This is a genomic window from Corallococcus sp. CA041A (assembly GCF_003612075.1).
Lineage (GTDB): Bacteria > Myxococcota > Myxococcia > Myxococcales > Myxococcaceae > Corallococcus > Corallococcus exiguus.
On record NZ_RAWF01000064.1, the window covers coordinates 1 to 15,299 of the forward strand.

At 68.6% G+C, this 15,299-nt stretch carries 18 protein-coding genes; 7 read left to right on the top strand and 11 right to left on the bottom strand.

The window, feature by feature from the left end; genetic code table 11:
- The 3 genes from D7V77_RS43710 to D7V77_RS13845 form a co-directional block, all read left to right on the top strand.
- On the top strand, nucleotides 1–194 hold a 194-nt coding region (locus D7V77_RS43710; protein WP_233596976.1), incomplete at its 5' end, for a hypothetical protein.
- A 4-nt stretch (nucleotides 195–198) separates the two neighbouring features.
- Nucleotides 199–435: a hypothetical protein gene (locus D7V77_RS13840; protein WP_121778537.1), complete on the top strand. Its 237-nt coding sequence runs from the start codon at nucleotides 199–201 to the stop codon at nucleotides 433–435.
- Nucleotides 432–797 carry a hypothetical protein gene (locus D7V77_RS13845; RefSeq protein WP_120566647.1) on the top strand — a complete coding sequence of 122 codons (366 nt, stop codon included), beginning with the start codon at nucleotides 432–434 and terminating at the stop codon, nucleotides 795–797. The genes D7V77_RS13840 and D7V77_RS13845 overlap by 4 nt, the downstream gene beginning before the upstream one ends.
- Nucleotides 798–859: 62 nt before the next feature.
- On the opposite strand, the gene D7V77_RS13850 is transcribed toward D7V77_RS13845, so the two are convergent.
- The 5 genes from D7V77_RS13850 to D7V77_RS13870 all read right to left on the bottom strand — a co-directional run bounded on the left by D7V77_RS13850 (nucleotide 860) and on the right by D7V77_RS13870 (nucleotide 7,708).
- Nucleotides 860–2,074, bottom strand: a complete 1,215-nt coding sequence (locus D7V77_RS13850) for a glycoside hydrolase family 19 protein (RefSeq protein WP_120576785.1) — start codon at nucleotides 2,072–2,074, stop codon at nucleotides 860–862.
- Nucleotides 2,075–2,202: 128 nt separating this feature from the next.
- Entirely contained in the window at nucleotides 2,203–2,964 is a 762-nt protein-coding gene (locus tag D7V77_RS13855; RefSeq protein WP_120576756.1) for a type 1 glutamine amidotransferase domain-containing protein, read from the bottom strand.
- Between the two features lie 39 nt (nucleotides 2,965–3,003).
- Nucleotides 3,004–3,711, bottom strand: a complete 708-nt coding sequence (locus D7V77_RS13860; RefSeq protein WP_120576757.1) for a response regulator transcription factor — start codon at nucleotides 3,709–3,711, stop codon at nucleotides 3,004–3,006.
- Nucleotides 3,708–5,540 carry a HAMP domain-containing sensor histidine kinase gene (locus D7V77_RS13865; protein ID WP_120576758.1) on the bottom strand — a complete coding sequence of 611 codons (1,833 nt, stop codon included), beginning with the start codon at nucleotides 5,538–5,540 and terminating at the stop codon, nucleotides 3,708–3,710. The genes D7V77_RS13860 and D7V77_RS13865 overlap by 4 nt, the downstream gene beginning before the upstream one ends.
- 11 nt (nucleotides 5,541–5,551) lie before the next feature.
- The gene (locus D7V77_RS13870) at nucleotides 5,552–7,708 is read right to left on the bottom strand and encodes a von Willebrand factor type A domain-containing protein (RefSeq protein WP_233596979.1); all 2,157 of its coding nucleotides are present in this window, start codon (nucleotides 7,706–7,708) and stop codon (nucleotides 5,552–5,554) included.
- Nucleotides 7,709–7,893: 185 nt separating this feature from the next.
- Between D7V77_RS13870 and D7V77_RS13875 the strand changes: the two genes are divergently transcribed.
- The 3 genes from D7V77_RS13875 to D7V77_RS13885 are packed head-to-tail and all read left to right on the top strand — an operon-like array spanning nucleotide 7,894 to nucleotide 10,744.
- Nucleotides 7,894–9,510: an NADP-dependent glyceraldehyde-3-phosphate dehydrogenase gene (locus D7V77_RS13875; protein WP_120576759.1), complete on the top strand. Its 1,617-nt coding sequence runs from the start codon at nucleotides 7,894–7,896 to the stop codon at nucleotides 9,508–9,510.
- Nucleotides 9,511–9,549: 39 nt separating this feature from the next.
- Complete coding sequence (locus tag D7V77_RS13880; protein WP_120576760.1) at nucleotides 9,550–10,050, top strand: 6-carboxytetrahydropterin synthase; 501 nt, start codon at nucleotides 9,550–9,552, stop codon at nucleotides 10,048–10,050.
- A complete protein-coding gene (locus D7V77_RS13885; protein WP_120576761.1) occupies nucleotides 10,043–10,744 on the top strand; it encodes an SDR family NAD(P)-dependent oxidoreductase in 702 nt (233 codons plus the stop codon). The genes D7V77_RS13880 and D7V77_RS13885 overlap by 8 nt, the downstream gene beginning before the upstream one ends.
- A gap of 7 nt (nucleotides 10,745–10,751) precedes the next feature.
- On the opposite strand, the gene queD is transcribed toward D7V77_RS13885, so the two are convergent.
- The 6 genes from queD to D7V77_RS13915 all read right to left on the bottom strand — a co-directional run bounded on the left by queD (nucleotide 10,752) and on the right by D7V77_RS13915 (nucleotide 14,549).
- Entirely contained in the window at nucleotides 10,752–11,150 is a 399-nt protein-coding gene (gene queD / locus D7V77_RS13890) for a 6-carboxytetrahydropterin synthase QueD (RefSeq protein WP_120576762.1), read from the bottom strand.
- Between the two features lie 61 nt (nucleotides 11,151–11,211).
- The gene (locus D7V77_RS13895; RefSeq protein WP_120576763.1) at nucleotides 11,212–11,616 is read right to left on the bottom strand and encodes an SRPBCC domain-containing protein; all 405 of its coding nucleotides are present in this window, start codon (nucleotides 11,614–11,616) and stop codon (nucleotides 11,212–11,214) included.
- The gene (locus D7V77_RS13900) at nucleotides 11,613–11,930 is read right to left on the bottom strand and encodes a helix-turn-helix transcriptional regulator (RefSeq protein ID WP_120566657.1); all 318 of its coding nucleotides are present in this window, start codon (nucleotides 11,928–11,930) and stop codon (nucleotides 11,613–11,615) included. The genes D7V77_RS13895 and D7V77_RS13900 overlap by 4 nt, the downstream gene beginning before the upstream one ends.
- Before the next feature lie 77 nt (nucleotides 11,931–12,007).
- Nucleotides 12,008–12,550, bottom strand: a complete 543-nt coding sequence (locus D7V77_RS13905; protein ID WP_147452063.1) for a hypothetical protein — start codon at nucleotides 12,548–12,550, stop codon at nucleotides 12,008–12,010.
- Between the two features lie 165 nt (nucleotides 12,551–12,715).
- The gene (locus D7V77_RS13910; RefSeq protein WP_120576765.1) at nucleotides 12,716–13,717 is read right to left on the bottom strand and encodes a PHB depolymerase family esterase; all 1,002 of its coding nucleotides are present in this window, start codon (nucleotides 13,715–13,717) and stop codon (nucleotides 12,716–12,718) included.
- A 16-nt stretch (nucleotides 13,718–13,733) separates the two neighbouring features.
- Nucleotides 13,734–14,549 carry an alpha/beta fold hydrolase gene (locus tag D7V77_RS13915; protein ID WP_120576766.1) on the bottom strand — a complete coding sequence of 272 codons (816 nt, stop codon included), beginning with the start codon at nucleotides 14,547–14,549 and terminating at the stop codon, nucleotides 13,734–13,736.
- Nucleotides 14,550–14,645: 96 nt separating this feature from the next.
- On the opposite strand from D7V77_RS13915, the gene D7V77_RS13920 reads away from it, so the two are divergent.
- Complete coding sequence (locus tag D7V77_RS13920; RefSeq protein WP_120576767.1) at nucleotides 14,646–15,290, top strand: TetR/AcrR family transcriptional regulator; 645 nt, start codon at nucleotides 14,646–14,648, stop codon at nucleotides 15,288–15,290.
- The last annotated feature ends 9 nt before the right edge of the window (nucleotides 15,291–15,299 follow it).

Sequence of the window (15,299 nt, forward strand, 5' to 3'; positions counted from 1 at the left end):
GCCGCGGGTTGCGGGGGATAGGAGATGTGTATAAGAGCCGGCTGGGGGCCGTCATGGACGACGCCTATGACCGGATCGATTCGAACCGCCACGAGCAGACGCAGGCGGACATCGCGCGGATGAAGGACCAGGCGGCGCGGGACAAGATCAACAAGAACACGCCTCGCGGCCACAACAAGATCACCGAGGACTGAGTCCATGCCCCTGCGCGCACACCCTGTGCAGAAGGAGTCGAAGACCCTCCTCTGCATCAACTGCCCGAACACCCTGCTGACCGTCCCCCCCAGCCGCTACACCTTGCAGCCGGACGACAGCTTCGCGACGCCGCAGGTCCTTTCATTGTTCGCCGCGGTCTGTGACACGTGTGGATACACAGAGCTCTACAAGGAAGGCCCGCTGTTCCAGGGCGGCAGGTCCGAGGAGGGGGAGTCATGAAGACGAAGGTCCTGCTGGCCCCGAAGGAAGACATCCAGCTGCAGTCCCTGGTGGCGACGCGGAGGCCCGATGACACGTTCTTCGGCACCTACCTGGCGACGATGACCAGCAAGCGCGTCTTCGCCGAGGACGCCAACGGCACGCTGCTCTTCAACTTCTACTTGAAGGACATTGCCCGCGCGGAGGTGCGCGAGAGCTTCTGGAAGGGCGACGGCATCCGGCTGCTCCTCCAGGATGGCAACGACTTCGTCTTCAAGCTGATGAAGGACGGCATCTACGAGGACGCGGACGCCGCGCGGCGGTGGGTGAACACCATCAACCAGGTGTTGCTCATCTGGCGCAACCAGGCGCCCGCCCGCTAGGGGCGTGTCTGACGGATGCAGGTGGCGCTCGCCAGAGGCGCTGAGCGCCACCCGCACCGGGCCTAGCACTCCAGATTGTTGCCGGGGCTCACGCCCAGCAGGCTGCAGAAGTGCTTGTACGTGTCCACGCGGCTCTTCACCTGGCCGGGGTTGCGGCCGTAGCACTCCACCGACCCGTTGATGGTGCGGATGGTCTCACCGAAGCCCGCGCCGTTGACGATGGCGTTGTGGGCCGTCATGGAGCCCGCGCCGTTCTGCGTGGTCCAGAACCAGAAGCCCGTGCGCCACGCGGCGTTCGCGTCCTGGGCCAGCAGGTCCGGGTTCGCCTGGAGCGGCAGGCCCAGCGCGTTGCCCGCCGCGCAGTAGTTGCCGTTCCACGACAGCTGCATGGGTCCGCGTCCGAAGTACCGCTTGCCCGGGGCGCAGCTGCACCCCGGAGGGCCCCACGACGTGTCGCAGTAGTCGCCCTTGTTGATCTCCTCGATGTACACGAGCCCGCCCGTCTCGTGTGACACGTTGGCCAGGAAGGCGGCCACCTCGCGCTTGCGCGTGTTGGTGTCACCCGTCGTCGCCAGGCCCGGGAAGCCATTCGCGGCGGCGATGAGCGCGTCGTACGTGTAGAAGCCGTTGCGGCCGGGGAACATGGTGTTGAACATGTCGCGGGTGAGGATGCCCCCGAAGCCCGAGCCGCCCCCGGTCCCGCCGCCGGAGACCTTGTCGAACGTCCAGCGCTGGTTGTCGCGGTCCGCGTAGAACGGGTACTGGACGATGAGGGTGCCGTTGTCAGGCAAGCCGTACGACAGGTCCATGGCCATGCCGGTGTGGCGCGGGTGGAAGCTGAACTGCACGCCGCCCCGGTTGATGAACTGGAACTGCTGGTTGGCGCCGTCGACGTAGGTCCACTGGTGGAGGACCGCGTTCTCCGCGGTGCTCACCCCCACGATGTCCAGGGCCTTGCCGCTGTTGACGTTGATGATCTTCCAGAACCCGCCCGACGTGGGCGAGATGTGGAACTTCTGCGCGTTGGTGCCGTTGCAGTCCCACTGCTGCACCTTCGCGCCGTCCGCCGTGCTGGACGACGCCACGTCGATGCACTTGTTCGTCCGCACCGAGCGGATGACGTAGTCGCCCTCCGTGATGGTCGACACCACGGCGGCGCTCTCCACCTGGCCCACGGCTTCTTGCGCGGTGTCTCCGGCCTCCGGGCCCGAACAGCCCGCCAGCGCGCCCACGACTCCCAGCAAAGACAGACCGCGGATCATTCCCTTGTGGCTCATGACGTCTCCCATGGGTACCGCCAGCAGATGGAGGAACTCCTGGGAGGTGTATTTGTACATCCCAGGTAGACTTTGTTTTCTGAAAGAACAAAGTCTCCTGGCTTCATGCCATCAGGCTAGATATCCAGTCAATCCGGGGAATCCGAAAGACGCTTCAGGAAGCGCTCCGCGAAGAGGTACGCGTCCCCCGGCCAGCGCGCGGACACGTAGCGCCCGTCCTCCACCACGAAGGCGGGCGCGTGGTCCGTCGCGGTGCCGCGCTTGGACAGGACGCGGGGGCCTCGCTCGAAGTGGCTCGGGTCCGCGAGCGCGGCGACGACCTCCTCCTCCACGTACGCGGGATAGGTGCGGTAGTAGCGCCCCAGCTTCCACGCGGTCAGCAGGTACGCGGAGCGCTCCATGTACTTCGGCAGGCACGTGGTGCGCGTGCCGTGGAGCACGCTCTTGCCGGTGGCGGGGTCCTTCGTGCGCGCCAGCACCAGCACGCCGTGGCAGATGGCCGCCACGGGCCGCTGGAGCGCCCAGAACGCCGCCACCTTCGCCTGGAGCGCGCCGCTGCCCAGGTACTGCCGCATGCCCGGCGCATGGCCTCCAGGCAGCAGGAGCGCGTCGAAATCCGACGGCGTCACCGCGTCCCAGGTCAGAGGCTTCTGGAAGGCCTGCGTGAGCGTGAGGTCGCCATAGAAGCGCTTGGGCTCCGGATCCGCGCCCAGCTGTCCGAAGAGCACGCCGGTGAGCAGCAGCGGATCCGCGGCGGGCATGTGGCCCTTCTCCGTGGCGAACACCACTTCGTGGCCCGCGTCGGTGAGCAGGCGCCAGGGGACGGCCACCTCGGTGACGTCGAAATCATGGTCGGGCAGCGGGACGAGGACGCGGCGGGCAGAGGCCATGCGGCCAGTCTTTCCCGCGGTCCCGGGGCTGACAAGCGGTCAGGAGCCTCGCTCGATTTCCATCCGGTAGCCCACGCCGCGCACGGTCTGGATGGAGAAGCGTGAGGCGCTGGTCCACTTGAGCTTGCGCTTCATGCTGGAGACGAAGTTGTCCACGGTGTGTGGATCCACCACCACGTCCGTGCCCCAGACCGCGTCCAGGATTTCGTCACGCTTGAGCGCCCGCTCGCGCTCTTTCAGGAAGAAGGCCAGCAGGTCGAACTCCCTGCGCGTCAGTTCCACCTCCGCGCCTTCGGGGGAATCCACGCGCCGCCGGTCCAGGTCCACGCTGTAGCCCGCGAAGCGCAGGACCTTCGCTGGGATGACACCGCCACTGCGCTTCAGGTGGGCGCCCACACGTGCGAGCAATTCGCGCAGCCGGTAGGGCTTGCCCAGGTAGTCCTGTGCGCCGGACTCGAAGCCGCGCACCACGTCCTCCTCCAGCGTGCGCGCGGTGAGCATCAGCACCGGTACGCTCAGGCCTTCTTCTCGCAGTGCGCGGCAGAGCGAGTAGCCGTCTCCATCCGGCAGCATCACGTCCAGGAGGATGAGCTGGAAGTCGCGGCGGGACAGGTGCTCGCGCGCCTCCTTCACCGTGGAGGCCTCCTCCACGGCGTAGCCTCCCTGGTGCTCCAGGTTGTCGCGCAGCGCGAGCCGTAGGTTCGGGTCGTCCTCCACGACGAGGACGGTGGGGGCGGCGGTGGTCATGCGTTGCTCCGGTACTCGGGAAGCGTCAGTTCGAAGGTGGTGCCTTCGGTGCTGGAGGCCGCCACGCGCAGCGTGCCTCCGTGCAGCCGGGCAATCTTCCGGCACAGCGCGAGCCCCAACCCGCTGCCGGGGACCTCGCGGCCGTCGCGGCCGGACAGCCGGTAGAACTCGCCGAAGACGTGCTCCCACTCGGACGTCGGGATGCCGGTGCCGTTGTCCGTGAAGTGCACGCGACCTCCGGACAGCGTCTGGACATGCAGGCACACGGGGCTTCGCGTGTTGTACGCGCATGCGTTGCGCGCCAGGTTCGCAAGCAGCAGCCGCAGCAACTGCGCGTCCGCGTTCAGTTCACGCGCGTCCACGTCCGCGGTCAGCTCCACCGGCATCGGCGCGCCGGACTCCAGGTCCCGGCGCAGGTTGGAGACCAGCTCGTCCAACCGCACCGGCGCGAGCTTCGGCACCCAGCGCCCCTTGTCGATGCGATTGAAGGACAGGAGGTTCTCCACCAGGAAGCCCAGCCCGTCCGCCTCGCGGATGATGCGCGCGGGGTAGTCCTTCGCGTCCGCGCCCTCCGCCACCCGCCACTCCAGCGTCTCCGCGAGCAGGCGGATGGAGGCCAGCGGCGTGCGCAGTTCGTGCGACACCGTGGCCACGAAGTCGCTCTTCAGCTCCAGGAAGCGGTACTTGCGCTGCTGCGCCACGAAGGCCAGCACCGCGATGGTGAGCGCCAGCGCCGCGCACAGGACCAGCATCAGCGTCTTGATCCGGTAGCGGCTCTCCAGCGCCTCTTCGCCCCGTGTCCACTCGGACGACTCCACCGCCACCGGCAGCGACGCCAGCGTCAGTACTGGCGCATCCCCCGGCAGGGCCACGTGTCCGTCCGCCTTCAGCAGGCCGCGCTCCCGCATCTCGCGGGTGAGCCCCGCCAGGAGCCCTGACAGGTCCAGCGCCAGCCCGCGTACGTCGGCCCCCTGGAGCGGCTCCAGGTACCAGCCGGACCGCGCCAGCACCGGCTCCCGCACTTCCTCCGGCAGGGGAAGCGGCGTCGACGCCATCTCGCGCGTCCTTGCTTCGAAGTCCGCCACCGGCACGCCCACGCGCATGGAGAGCGCCACCACCTTCCCACGCAGGAAGTCGAAGTCCTCCGGCGTGAAGCGCGAGCGCTTGAGCAACAGCAGCCGCTGCAACCCCTCCAGCCGCCCACCGCCCTGTCCATCCACGAGCCCGTCGCGCACCAGGGCCCGCATCAGGTCCGGCACCACGTCGCCCCGCGCCGCCACGTCCTCCAGCACCACCAGCATCGAGGGCAGGTCCCTCGTGGACGCGAGCACGAAGCGGGCGCGGTGCTGGAGCATCGCCATCAGCGACAGCAGCGTGGCCCGCCGGTCCTTCGCCTTCAGCGACTGCTCCACCAGCGCCATCCGCTCCAGCCGTTCCTTCCAGGGCCCCTCGTCCTCGTCCGCGACCTCCGTGCCGGCGCGCAGCCGCGCGTAGCGGTCCTTCGCGGGGGAGTCCCCCGCCGTATCGAAGAGAGCCAGCCGCGGCAGCACCTGCTCCCCCTGTTCCCGCAGGTACAGCCCCGGCGTGGCCACGAGCGGATCCTCCTTCGCCGCGGCGAGCGTGGAACGCGAGGCATCCAGTCCCTCTCGCAGCGCCTGCCCCAACGACGCGCGGGCGTACTGCTCCAGGGCCTCGCGCCGGGAACGGAGCGAGGCCCGAGCATCCTCGCGTTCAGCGGCGAAGATGCGGTGGAGATAGCCCAGGCCGACCGCGAGCCCGGCGAGGCCGAGCACGAGTGCGACGAGGGTGGGCAGCAGCCTGCGCGGCATCCGGACAGTCCCTACTTGATGGTGGGGACGCGGTCGGCGTCCATGGTGCGCACCGGCGCGAAGGACTCGAAGCGGTCCTCGCGGCGGTCCAGCTTCTTCGCCAGCCGGATGAGGTTGCCCAGCTCCACCACGTCCGCGCGGGTCTTCAGCGGCGTACCCAACTCCTCCCACAGCGACACGAGCGCGTCGTAGGTGAGCGGGCGCGCCCAGTAGGAGCCGCGCAACTTCTCCGCGAAGGCGGCGGCCACGTAGGACAGGCGGGTGGGGGACGCGGCCTTCTCATAGGCGGGGCGCAGGAGCGTCATGGGCATGGCCTTCTCGATGAGGCGCGAGCTGCCGCCCTCCGGGGCCTTGTAGCGGATGCGCAGCGTGCCGAAGTTCGTCTGCGACGGGTCGCGCAGCTTCACTTCATAGAGAGCGGTGACGGCGTGGCCCGCGCCCACCTCGCCCGCGTCCACGCGGTCGTCGTTGAACTGCTGCTTGGTGAGCAGCCGGTTCTCGTAGCCGATGAGGCGGTAGCGGGACACCGTCTTGCGGTCGAACTCCACCTGGAGCTTCACGTCCTTGGCCACCACCTGGAGCGTGCCGGTGAGGTTCTGCACGAAGATGCGGCGGGCCTCCTCCAGCTTGTCCACGTAGGAGTAGTTGCCTTCACCCACCTGGGCCAGCCGCTCCATCAGCACGTCGTTGTAGTTGCCCATGCCGAAGCCCACGGTGGACAGGGTGATGCCCGCCGCCGCCTTCTCCTTCACGAGCGCCCAGATGCCATCCGCCTCGGTGACGCCGTTGTTCGCCACGCCGTCCGAGCAGAGGATGACGCGGTTGATGCCGCCCTTGAGCATGTGGCTCGCGGCCAGCGTGTAGCCCAGCTCCATGCCCGCCTGCGCGTTGGTGGACCCCTCCGACTGGACGCTGTCGATGGCGCTCAGGATGACGGCCCTCTGCGTGGCGTTGGTGGGGGCCAGCACCTGATGGGCGGTGGTGCCGTAGACGACGATGGACACCTGATCCCGCTCATCCAGCGCGTCCACCAAGAGGCGCAGCGAGCGCTTCACCAGGCCCAGCCGGTTCTCCATGGCCATGGAGCCGGACACGTCGATGACGAAGACCAGGTGTGACGGCTTGCGCTGCGCGTTGCTCACGTCGCGCGCCTTCACTCCGATGTGCACCACCTGGTAGCCCTTGCGCGCGGGGGAGGGGAAGCCCTCCACGTTCACGCTGAAGGGCGCGTCCGCAGCGTTGGCATAGTCGTAGTCGAAGGTGTTGACGAACTCCTCCACGCGCACGGCCTGCTCGTCGGGAAGCGCGCCGCGCTCCAGGTAGGCGCGCGTCAGTGTGTACGACGCCGTGTCCGTATCCACGGAGAAGGTGGAGAAGCGCTCCTCCTCGGTGTCCACGGTGGGGTTCACGCCGTAGCCCTTGAAGTACATGTCGAAGAAGCGCTGACCCTGCGGGGCCTCGGTGCGCTCCGGCGCGGGCTGCGGCGTCGGGTCCGCCGAGGCCTGGGGCGCGCGGTACACCGTCTGCGGAGTGCCGTCCGGGACGACGATGTGCATGTGTGGCAGGGCCCAGGACGGGGCACGCGCGCGGTCGTTGGTGCTGTTTGGGTCGCCGTCGCCCGACGGGGTGTTCGTGCTCAGACCGTCCACCACGTAGCCATTGCCAGGCTTGGGCTCCGCCAGGGATTCGAAGCTGCGCGTCGCGCCGCCCTTGCCCACCGGGCGCACCACCGCGATGCGCTTGATGAACTCCGGGTCCACGTACACGCCCTGGTTCGTGGATCCCACGTCGATGGTCGGGGGCGCGCCGACGATGGTCGGGGGCGCGCCGACGATGGTTTCCGTCGACGACCAGCTCTCCGGGAGCAGCTCCACGTTCAGTCGGATGGTGCGGTTGGGCTTCAGCTGGATTTCAGGGCGGGCGAAAGGCTTGAACGACTCTTTTTCGAACCTCAGGGTGTACGTACCCGCGGGGAGCCGGGGGATGCGGTAGTTCCCCTGGGCGTCCGTGACGACCACCTGCTCACGCTGCAGGCTCGGTGAGGTCGCGGAGACCACCACGTCCATCACGGGCTTCTTGGTGGTGTCGTCAAGCACCGTGCCGATGATGGTGCTCGTAGCGGGGGCGCCCGCATCCAGCTGGGCCCGCGTGGCCACGGGGAGCATCATCAAGAGCAGGGGCAGGGCACTTCTCAGGAGGGACTTCAGCATGGACCACCTCTCGCGCATCAGGGTGGAGCCATCATCCAGATGCGCCCCGCATCGAACCGCATGGGGGGCTCGTCTCCTCATCATGGTTTCATCATGAAGGGAAACCGTGCCGGGGGCGCGGTGTCTGATTAGAAAGGCCGTCCATGACGGCACTCGACACCCTCTTTCCCTCCGAAGAGCAGATTCCCCCCGGCGTGCGGCTGCCTGCCTATCTGGAGCAGCGCGAGTACCTGGTGGGAGGCGAGCTGCGCACCTGGGCCGGTGAGCTCAACCCGGTGGCGAGCCCCGTGTTCGTCCGGACCCCGGACGGGCTGAAGCAGAAGGTCATTGGCGCGACCCCGCTGCTCACCTCGCGTGAGTCCCTGGACGCGCTGGCGGCGGCGGTGAAGGCCTACGACTCCGGCCGGGGCGTCTGGCCCTCCCTCAAGGTCGCCGAGCGCATCGAGCACGTGGAGCGCTTCCTCACCGCCATGCGCGCCCAGCGCACCGCCGTGGTGAACCTGCTGATGTGGGAGATTGGCAAGACGCAGCCGGACTCGGAGAAGGAGTTCGACCGCACGGTGGATCTCATCGTGGAGACCATCCGCGCGCTGAAGGAGTTGGATCGCACCTCGTCCCGCTTCGTCCAGGACCAGGGCATCATGGCGCAGATCCGCCGCGCGCCCATGGGCGTGGCCCTGTGCATGGGGCCGTACAACTACCCCCTCAACGAGACCTTCAGCACGCTCTTCCCCGCGCTGCTGATGGGCAACACCGTGGTGTTCAAGCCGGCGAAGTTCGGCGTGCTGCTGGTGCGGCCCCTCTTGGAGGCGTTCCGGGACTGCTTCCCGCCCGGCGTCATCAACATCATTTATGGCCGGGGCCGGGAGACCGTGGGCGCGCTGATGGAGAGCGGGCAGGTGGACCTGTTCGCCTTCATCGGCACCAACAAGGGCGCCAGCGAACTGAAGCGCATGCACCCCCGGCCGCACCGCCTCAAGTCCGTGCTGGGCCTGGACGCGAAGAACCCGGCCATCATCCTGGAGGACGCGGACCTGGATAACGCGGTGAAGGAGTGCATCACCGGCACGCTGTCCTTCAATGGCCAGCGGTGCACGGCGCTCAAGCTGCTGGTGGTGCACCGGAACATCGTGGACGCGTTCCTCGCGAAGTTCACCGCCGCCGTGGACAAGCTCAAGCCCGGCATGCCCTGGGACCCGGGCGTCGCCGTCACGCCGCTGCCGGAGCCGGGCAAGGCGACATACCTCCAGGGGCTGGTGGACGACGCGGTGTCGAAGGGCGCGCGCGTGGTCAACCAGACGGGCGGGCAGGGGGCCCGGTCGTTCTATTCACCCACGGTGGTGTACCCGGTCACGCGCGACATGCGGCTCGCCACGGAGGAGCAGTTCGGTCCGGTGGTGCCGGTGATGGTCTTCGACGAGGACGCGGAGGCCGTGCGGCTGGTGGTGGAGTCGCAGTTCGGTCAGCAGCTGAGCCTGTTCGGGAAGGACTCCGCGCGCGTCGGGCGGTTCATCGACGCGTTCTCCAACCAGGTGGGCCGCATCAACCTCAACTGCCAGTGCCAGCGCGGGCCGGACACGTTCCCGTTCAACGGCCGCAAGGACTCCGCGGAAGGGACGCTGTCCGTGGCGGACGCGCTGCGGGTGTTCTCCATCCGCACGCTGGTGGCGACGAAGACGACGCCGGACAACACCGCGCTCGTCCAATCCATCCTGACGCGCAGAGAGTCGGATTTCCTCACCACGGACTTCCTCTTCTAGTCCGGCCTTGGCCCTGGGTGGTATGCCCTGGGCCATCCCATGGCTCCGCGCACCACGACCCTCGAGCTGCACAAGGAAGAGATGAAGTTCTCCGCGGGGCACTTCACCATCTTCTCCGCCACGCACCGCGAGAACCTGCATGGGCACAACTTCTCCGTCTACGTCGCGCTGACGGGGGAGGTGGCCGACGATGGCCTGCTCTCGGACTACGGCCCGCTCAAGCAGGCCATCATCAACCGCTGCAAGTCCTGGAACGAGACGTTCTTCCTCCCCAGCCGCTCCAAGCACCTGCGGCTGGAGCGGGACGAAAAGGGCAACCACGTGGCGCACTTCAACGGCGAGGAGCTGCGCTTCCTCGCGCGCGACGTCACGGTGCTCCCGGTGGCCAACGTGTCGCTGGAGGAGCTGGCGCGCGTCTTCGGCGAGGAGCTGGTGGGCGACGGCAGCGGCATGGCGCGCGACCACATCACCGGGCTGGTGGTGAAGTGCGCCTCCGGCCCTGGCCAGTGGGCCTCCTGGGAGTGGAAACGCGATGTCTGATCAGGTCCTCATCACCGGCGCCAGCCGGGGCATTGGTCGGGCGGCGGCGGAGCGCTTCCTCAAGGAGGGCTGGCGCGTCATCAACGTGTCGCGAAGCCCCTGCACCGTGCCGGGCGTCGTCAACGTGCCGGTGGACCTGGCCGTACCGGGCTGGGAGCCCGCGGTCGAAGCGGCGCTGCGCGACGGCGCCGGACCAGGGCGCTTGTCCGTCATCCACAACGCCGCTCTCTACGAGCACGACGACGCGCTGAGCATGGACGCGGACCACCTGCGCCGCGTGCTGGAGGTCAACGTGGTGGCCCCACTGGTGCTCAACCGCCTGGCGCGACCGCTGCTCACGGACGGCTCGTCCCTGCTCTACGTGTCGTCCACGCTGGGGGAGAAGGCCGTGAAGGGCGTGGCGTCCTACGTGACGACCAAGCACGCGCTCATCGGGATGATGCGGGCCACCTGCCAGGACCTGGCGGGGACCCAGGTCCACACCGCCTGCGTCTGCCCCGGCTTTACGGACACGGAGATGCTCCGTGAGCACATGGGAACGGACCCCGCGGTCCGGGCGAGCGTGGCGGGGATGACGACGTTCGGGCGGCTCATCACGCCGGAGGAGATTTCCGGCGTGCTCTACCTCTGCGCCACCACCCCGGTCCTGAATGGCGCGGTCATCCACGCCAACCTGGGCCAGATAGAGCGCTGAAGCGGCTTCAGCCTTCCGCGGCGTAGACGGTGCACGAGGACGTGCAGGTCTCCGCCACGCGGATGCGCGCGACGGTGGTGCCGGGCACGTTCACGCGCTCGAAGAGCCACGCGGCCAGCAGCTCGCTCGTGGGGTTCTCCAGGCCGGGGACGTCATTGAGCAGCCGGTGGTCCAACTGGGCGTGGAGCGGCTGCCAGGCGGCGTTCAGCTCCGCGAAGTCCACGATCCACCCGAACTGCGGATGCACGGGGCCGCGGAGGGTGATTTCGATGCGGTAGCTGTGGCCGTGCACCCGCGAGCACTTATGCCCTTCCGGAACGTTGGGCAGGCGGTGCGCGGCCTCGAAGGTGAACTCCTTCGAGATTTCGGTGACGAGGGTGGGCTTCTTCACGGGTACGGCCTCCATTCGGCGGCCTTGTATCCGCGTTCCCCCCGTGCGTCCACGCCTCGTCTCAGGGGGCGGGCACTCAGGCGCCGAGCGCGGTGCCCAGCCGTGCGAGCACCCCCGGCCAGCCCGGCTTCATCCCTTCGAAGGCCCGGCGGCCCATGGGCGAGTCCAGGTTGAAGCCTTCGTGGACGAGCGTGAGCCGCGTCCCCGTTCCCTCCGGCGCGAGCCGCCAGGTGAGGGTCGTGTCGAGCGTTCCCGTGGCGAAGCGGTACTGGAGCAGCCGCTCCGGCTCCACCGCGAGCACCTCGCAGGGCTGCTGACCCCAGGCGCCCATGTCGAGCGTGAAGCGGTGGCCCACGACGGGGCGCACGTCGCCCGCAGCCCACCACTTCGCGTGGAGCGCCGGGTCCGTCAAAGCCTTCCACACGGCGGAGGGCGGATGGGCATACACGTGGTCCAGTTGGATGACGGCGGGGGGATTCATTTGCGTGACTCCTCGTCGAGCACGTCCTCGAGCGCGGCGAGCCGCTGCTTCCAGTAGTGCGTGAAGGCCTTGAGCCAGTCGTCCACCTCCGACAGCGGACGCGGATCCAGGTGGTAGTAGCGCTCACGGCCGCGCGGCTCCTCGCGGACGAGACGCGCCTTGCGCAGGACCTGGAGATGTTCGGAGACGGCGGGCCGGCCCAGGTTGAAGCCGCTCGCCAGGTCGTTCACCGCGCGAGGCCCCTTGCGCAGCTGCAGCAGGATTTCCCGGCGCACCGGATTGGAGAGCGCCGAAAAGACATCCGGTTCGGACATGGCCCGGATTGATACGTCGGAAATCTCCGACGCGTCAAGGGACGCCCGTGGCGGGAGGGGAGGCGGAGTGGGAGCGGTTACCTCCGGGCGACGCGCGGCTGCGCGATGGGCGCGCGCTGCTCCCGGCGGATGGGGAGCCGGAGGAGCTGGGCGTAGCGCGCGAGCCGGTCCTCGAAGCGCCGGGCATCGCGGCCCCAGTGCACGACGACGTTCCGCTCGGGGTCCTTCCGGTGCGTCAGCGCGATGCCGTACTCGTCCTGCGCGCCAATCCAGTCCGGGTGGTGGCGCCGCTCGCAGTCAAGGCCCGCGTAGTGATCCAGGGGCTCGTTCCAGGTGAAGGCGCTCAGGGCCCCTCCACCGCGCAGCGACACCTCCGAGGCCGTCACCAACACCTCCAAGCGGGTCGTCACGCACCGCACGATGAGCGTCCCGGTCACGAACAGGCCCAGGACGCCCACCAGCGGCAGCATCCATTGCTCGCGCAGCAGGGCCAGGGACAGGCCCTGGTCCAGTGCGTAGGCGGCGGGGAGCACGACCAGCAGCACCAGCCCGAGCAGCGGCCACACGACCTGGCCGAGCAGCGGACGCGTGCGGAAGCGCAGGGGGAGGTCACCCCCCATGTCCATCTTCTGTGGAACCGGTGAAAGCACTTCGAAGAAGGACATGGGGCCGGCGTCTCGGGCGTACGGGCGATGGATGCCTTTGACCCAAGCTCAACATGTCGGCGGATGGGCTGTCCACGTCTTCCCGGGTAGTCCGGGAGCCGCCGGACGGACCGCGCCCCTTCAGCGGGAGTGCTGTTTGAAGAAGTCCCACATGATGGTGGTTCCGTCGGGACCCGCCGGGTCCGCGAACGGGAAGGCGCCGTCACCGCCGGGCCATGCGTGACCCATGCCCTGGATTTCGATGTGCTGCACCAGGAGCACGCCATTGGAGACGTAATCCCTCACGGTGTACTTGCGGCCTCCCGGTGAAACAGCGGACGTCGTCCGGGCCGGGGTGTTGGACACGCTGTTGTTGTTGGAGCCGTCGTCGCCGTAGTCGTTCGTCTGGACGAACTGGCGTGCGGTCTGCTGTCCGTTGACGGGATTGACGACGTCGTCGGACGTGCCGTGCACCACGAGCACCGGCACCTTCCGGCGCGGCTTGCCCGAGCACGCCCACGCGTCATAGCCCCGGTCATCCGGCGAATAGATGCTGCCGAACGTCATGGCATAGAGGCTGCCGGACGCCGTGGTGGCCGCCTTGTACATGGCGCCCGCGCCCACCATGCCCGCGGTGAACACATCCGAGTAGCAGGCCATCAGGATGCTGGTCATCACCGCGCCCGCGGAGACGCCGCCCAGGTAGACGCGGCGCGAGTCCACCGCGTAGTGGCTCTTCACCTGGTCCACCATGCCGACGATGATCGACGGCTCGCCAATGCCTCGCTCCTGGTTGGAGGAGAACATGAAGTTCCAGCATTGGGTGCCGTTCGCGAACATCGCCTGATTGGGATAGAGCACCAGGAACTTCTCCGCGTCCGCCTTCGCGTTCAGCCGCGACAGGCCCGCGAACTGGTCCGGGTTCTGAAGACAGCCATGCAGCCCCACGACGAGCGGGAGCGGCTCACCGGGCTGGTAGCCGGTGGGGACCCAGAGCTGGTAGCTCCGGGTGCCCCAGACGTTCGAATAGACGCCGTGGACCCACTCTCCCGCGCGGGCCTGGGTGGTTCCCAACACGGCGAACAGCGCGCACACCACCACCGCCATGCGAGACATGGCCTGGACCTTCCGAGTCACCGACATGTGTCTGCCTCCTGCTTCAGCCAGGACGCGTCATGCGCCCGGGTGACTCGACTTCCCGGAGGAACCGCTCCACCGCGTCAGCGACCTGTCCGGGTTGATCCACGGGCGCGGCATGCCCGGAATCCGTCAGCACTTGGAGCCACGCGTCCTTGAGCTGGCCCACGTAGGCCTGCTTCGTGGACAGCGGCGTGTAGTCCCGTTCGGAGTGCAGCACGAGCACGGGACAGGTGATGTCCTTCAGCCGGTCCTGGACGCTCCATCCGACGAGCCCCTTTGTCGCGCGCAGGTACACGTCCGGCGCGTTGGCGCCCAGGGATTCGATGGCCCGTTGGCGCAGGGCCTCCTGCTCCGGCTTTGGGAACAGCCTGGGGGCCACGCGCTTCGCCAGCCCGCGGGGACCCATCAGGCGCAACACCAGCAGTCGCGCCGCGAACTCCATCTTCCGGCGGAACGTGCGCGCGACCATGTCCGGCCCGCTGTTGACCACGGTCAGGCTGCGCACCAGGTCCGGCCGGTCCACCGCCAGCTGGAAGCCCATCATCCCGCCCATGGACAGGCCGACGACGTGCACCTGCTTCAGCCCCAGCCCGTCACACAGCGCGGCGATGTCCCGCGCGAAGAGGGCCACGCCATACGCGCCCGCCGGCTTGTCGCTCTGACCGTGGCCTCGGGCGTCCGGCACCAGCACGCGGTGATGCGCGGACAGCCGGGGCGCCACCGCTTCCCAGTCGCTGCCGGACGAACCCAGCCCGTGGAGGAGCAGGATGGGCGCTCCCTCGCCGGACTCCTGGAGGTGCAGGGTGACGCCGTCGGGAAGGGAGAACGTGGGCATCGTCGGGTGAACGACCGTTCAGAGAGGGGTTGGACTACGCTTCCAGGGTCGGTGGAACCGTAGCTGAACGACCGTTCGTTTTTCAAGGTGGCTCCCATGGCGTCTTCATCCCCGTCCCGTCTTCGTGCGCGCAAGGCGGTGCTTCCGGCCTCGGCGCTGGCTGACGGCACGCGTCGCCGCATCCTGGAGACGGCGCTCCAGCTCTTCGCGAGCCGGGGCTTCCATGACGCGTCCATCCGGGACCTGGCCAAGGAACTGGAGCTGCGGCCCAGCGCGCTCTACGCGCACTTCCCCTCCAAGGAGCACGTGCTCGCGGAGCTGGTGCGGCTGGGGCACGAGGCGCACCACGAGGGCTTGCGCACGGCGCTGCTCGGCGCGGGGGCGAAGCCGGTGGAGCAGCTCCGGGCCCTGGTCCGGGCGCACACGCAGCTGCACGCGACCCATCCGCAGCTGGCGGTGGTGGTGAACGACGAAATCCATGCGCTGCCGCCGGAGCTGGCGGCGCCGTCCCTGGCGCTGCGGGAGCAGTCGTCGGCGCTGTTGATGGCGGTCATCGAGCGGGGGCGCGCGCAGGGCATGTTTTCCGTGCCGAACGCGGGCGTCGTCGCCGCGGCCATCTCCGCCATGGGGTTGCGGTTGCCCTACTGGTTCGAACCCTCTCCCGCGCTGGATGTGGACGCGCTGGCGGACCTGCACGCGGAGCTGGCGCTGCGGATGCTGGGGGTCAAGGCGGGGAAGTGAGGCGGGCGG

Bases quoted from the DNA above. Each gene is read 5' to 3' on its own strand.
- D7V77_RS13840 (WP_121778537.1), top strand. From the start codon at position 199: ATGCCCCTGCGCGCACACCCTGTGCAGAAGGAGTCGAAGACCCTCCTC.
- D7V77_RS13845 (WP_120566647.1), top strand. From the start codon at position 432: ATGAAGACGAAGGTCCTGCTGGCCCCGAAGGAAGACATCCAGCTGCAG.
- D7V77_RS13850 (WP_120576785.1), bottom strand. From the start codon at position 2,074: ATGAGCCACAAGGGAATGATCCGCGGTCTGTCTTTGCTGGGAGTCGTG.
- D7V77_RS13855 (WP_120576756.1), bottom strand. From the start codon at position 2,964: ATGGCCTCTGCCCGCCGCGTCCTCGTCCCGCTGCCCGACCATGATTTC.
- D7V77_RS13860 (WP_120576757.1), bottom strand. From the start codon at position 3,711: ATGACCACCGCCGCCCCCACCGTCCTCGTCGTGGAGGACGACCCGAAC.
- D7V77_RS13865 (WP_120576758.1), bottom strand. From the start codon at position 5,540: ATGCCGCGCAGGCTGCTGCCCACCCTCGTCGCACTCGTGCTCGGCCTC.
- D7V77_RS13870 (WP_233596979.1), bottom strand. From the start codon at position 7,708: ATGATGCTCCCCGTGGCCACGCGGGCCCAGCTGGATGCGGGCGCCCCC.
- D7V77_RS13875 (WP_120576759.1), top strand. From the start codon at position 7,894: ATGACGGCACTCGACACCCTCTTTCCCTCCGAAGAGCAGATTCCCCCC.
- D7V77_RS13880 (WP_120576760.1), top strand. From the start codon at position 9,550: ATGGCTCCGCGCACCACGACCCTCGAGCTGCACAAGGAAGAGATGAAG.
- D7V77_RS13885 (WP_120576761.1), top strand. From the start codon at position 10,043: ATGTCTGATCAGGTCCTCATCACCGGCGCCAGCCGGGGCATTGGTCGG.
- queD (WP_120576762.1), bottom strand. From the start codon at position 11,150: ATGGAGGCCGTACCCGTGAAGAAGCCCACCCTCGTCACCGAAATCTCG.
- D7V77_RS13895 (WP_120576763.1), bottom strand. From the start codon at position 11,616: ATGAATCCCCCCGCCGTCATCCAACTGGACCACGTGTATGCCCATCCG.
- D7V77_RS13900 (WP_120566657.1), bottom strand. From the start codon at position 11,930: ATGTCCGAACCGGATGTCTTTTCGGCGCTCTCCAATCCGGTGCGCCGG.
- D7V77_RS13905 (WP_147452063.1), bottom strand. From the start codon at position 12,550: ATGGGGGGTGACCTCCCCCTGCGCTTCCGCACGCGTCCGCTGCTCGGC.
- D7V77_RS13910 (WP_120576765.1), bottom strand. From the start codon at position 13,717: ATGTCGGTGACTCGGAAGGTCCAGGCCATGTCTCGCATGGCGGTGGTG.
- D7V77_RS13915 (WP_120576766.1), bottom strand. From the start codon at position 14,549: ATGCCCACGTTCTCCCTTCCCGACGGCGTCACCCTGCACCTCCAGGAG.
- D7V77_RS13920 (WP_120576767.1), top strand. From the start codon at position 14,646: ATGGCGTCTTCATCCCCGTCCCGTCTTCGTGCGCGCAAGGCGGTGCTT.